Annotated in this window: 2 protein-coding genes; both read left to right on the forward strand. The window is 31.5% G+C overall.

What is annotated here, in order from left to right; genetic code table 11:
• The first annotated feature begins 155 nt into the window (after positions 1–155).
• Positions 156–998 (forward strand): DUF4007 family protein, encoded by an 843-nt coding sequence (locus BAZSYMA_RS03790; protein ID WP_090715778.1) that lies wholly within the window; start codon positions 156–158, stop codon positions 996–998.
• The coding region (locus tag BAZSYMA_RS03795) for a DUF6079 family protein (RefSeq protein ID WP_479385925.1) at positions 988–2934 on the forward strand (1947 nt) is incomplete at its 3' end. The genes BAZSYMA_RS03790 and BAZSYMA_RS03795, both read left to right, overlap by 11 nt.

Consider the following 2934-nt stretch of genomic DNA (forward strand, 5'->3'; position numbering starts at 1 on the left):
GAGGTACAAGACCCCATTTGAGGTCTTTGCCAAGATGACTGGCAAAGACTATTTTTTAAATGGAAGTGTTGCACTTATGGGTTGAATTCGCCATATCTTAAACTTTGCGTGTAAACAAAATGTTAAAATTAATATAATTTTCTTAAAAAATATGTATGAGTAATATCTTTACAATTGGTAGGCACGGTTCTTTTCAGCTTCGTTATGGTTGGATAACAAAAGGCATTCAAGCAATACAAGCTAACAAAATATCTGATGTATTTACCTCGGACGATGCAACGGTTAATTTAGGTGTCGGTAAAAATATGGTTGCCGCTATTCGTTATTGGTTAATAGCGACTGAGGTTACAGACAATGATTCAATTACTGAATTTGGTAAATTTTTAAATGACAAGGATGCTTATTTGGAAGACGACGCCTCTTTATGGTTGTTGCATTTGACACTTGCTCAAAACAAAAAATTAGCAACTTCAATTTACTGGCTATTTAACCATTTTCATCAAAACGAATTTACTGCAGAAGAGGCGGGAAGTGCTTTTTTATCCTATGCAAGAGAAAACAACTGGAAGGGATCAGAAAAAACCTTAAGAATGGATATTCAGGTAATTTTAAGAATGTATGCACCACATAAATCAGTAAAAACTCAAATAGAAGATATGCTGGAATCTCCTTTATCTTTGTTGGGTTTAATTAAATATTTCGATGGGAAGTATCATTTTTCCTTTAGTTCAAAAAACACACCAATTGAAGTTATCGCTCACAATATCAACGACAAATTTAAAGACAGCAAGACAGTTTCTATTCAAGATTTAATGTACGGTGATAATGCATTTGCACCTGCTCTAAAAATAAGAGAAGATGAGTTGATTGCTATTTTAGAAAGAATAACACAAGAATATGAGGATTATCACTTAAGAGAGGATGCGGGTATTTTTCAACTACATAAAGGCATCACCACTGACGCCTATAAATATTTAGAAAAATATTATGCAGCTTAATAAATTAATTTCTGTTAAGACAACGCTAACTAAATCTATTAATTTAGATAGAGATAGGTCGACTAAAGAATTACTGGAAAGTTATGTTTTAACTTCAACAGCAATGCAAAGTATTCAAAATGTTATTAATACACAGAAAAATATCAATATCAATAAGGCGTGGTCATTGATTGGTTCTTATGGCTCGGGAAAATCATCATTCGCTCTTTATTTAAGTCATTTACTCGGCAATCCAAAAACAATACTTGGCAAATTAGCGTGTAAAAAATTACGCACAGAAAACACTGATTTTTCAGCCGATATTAGTAAGCATTTAAAGGGTTCTAACGGCTATTGCAAAGTGCTAATTACAGGTAGTCCAGATTCACTTATTACAGTATTTTTAAAAACATTAAAAATAAGTGTTGTTGATTATTATGCAGCATTAAATATAACGGATGATACGAGTTTGGTAATGATTGATAAATTACTATCTAATGATAAGGTATCGCTATCCAAAGTAGATAATTTAGTTATTAATATTCAAGGCAATATTCAAGATAATGGCGGTAAAGGATTGTTGATTGTTATTGATGAATTGGGTAAGTTTTTAGAATATGCAGCTCGCCATGAAAGCGATGATATTTTTTTATTGCAGATACTTGCTGAGGCAACTTATGATAACAATATCATATTGTTTGTTTTGTTGCATCAATCTTTTGAGCAATACGGTAAAAATTTAAACACCAAACTTAAAAATGAATGGACAAAAATACAAGGCAGATACGAGGTTTTGTCATTTATGGAGACTACCACTCAATCGCTACATATCATGGGGCGAGTTTTTCAAAATAAATTAAGCAAAATACAGTTAAAACCTATACAAGTAAAAATAGAAAATATAGTTAAAGTTCTTAAAGAAAATAACTTATTACCTGTTTCACTTGATATAAAAACTGCACATCATTTATTTGAAAATTGCTATCCGTTACATCCGATAACAGCTCTGTTACTGCCTACTTTATGTCAAAAAGTGGCACAAAATGAAAGAACTTTGTTTAATTATTTAGGTAGTTCGGAGCCTTTGTCATTGACTAAAAAGTTAAGCGAATTGAAGGTAGGGGAATTTATCCTGCCAGCGGATATTTTTGATTATTTTTTAACAGGTCAAATACTAACCAATGATTTACAAGTGCAAAGAACAGTGGTTGAGGCTAATAGTGCGATAGAACGATTTTCAACAAATAATATAAAAGAGACAAGCCTACTCAAAACCATTGGGGTGCTAAATGTCATTGGGAAAATTCCAGCATCAAAGTCATTATTAAAGTTGTGCGATGATCTTTTTGAAACAAACATTCAAAACCTTGAGAAACAGTCCATTGTTTATTATCGAAAATTTAATAATGAGTATCGAGTATGGCAAGGCAGTGATTTTGACATAAATGCCGAATTAGCCAAGCAAGAAGTGCAATTATGCACATTGAATGTTGCAGATAAATTAAATGAAATCTCAGTTTTTTTGCCATTTGTTGCAAAAAAATATTCTATTGAAAAACACAGCTTGTTTTATTTTGAGCCACTTTTTATTAATATATCAGAATATAAACAACAAGATGAGCAAGCAATAAACCCAAGGATTGTTTTTTGCTTAAGTGACACTTCGAAAGATAAAGAAATCTTTAAAGCCAAGTTAGTGCGATATTTCTCTCAGAAAGATATTTGTATTTTATTGAATAATAGCGAACAAATTAAACAGGTTATTAAAAATCAAACAGCCTTAGAATATATAAGAACACATAGCTCAGTTGTTCGACAAGACCCAGTAGTGCAAAGAGAGTTTAAATTATATTTAACTAATATTGAAAGAAAGATAACCGACGAGCTTAATAAAATTGTAGAAAAACCTATGAACTGTTGTTGGTATCAAGGTCGAAATCAGCAGTCTATAAATAAT

Origin of the sequence: Bathymodiolus azoricus thioautotrophic gill symbiont (assembly GCF_001298715.1) — a bacterium.
GTDB lineage: Bacteria > Pseudomonadota > Gammaproteobacteria > PS1 > Pseudothioglobaceae > Thiodubiliella.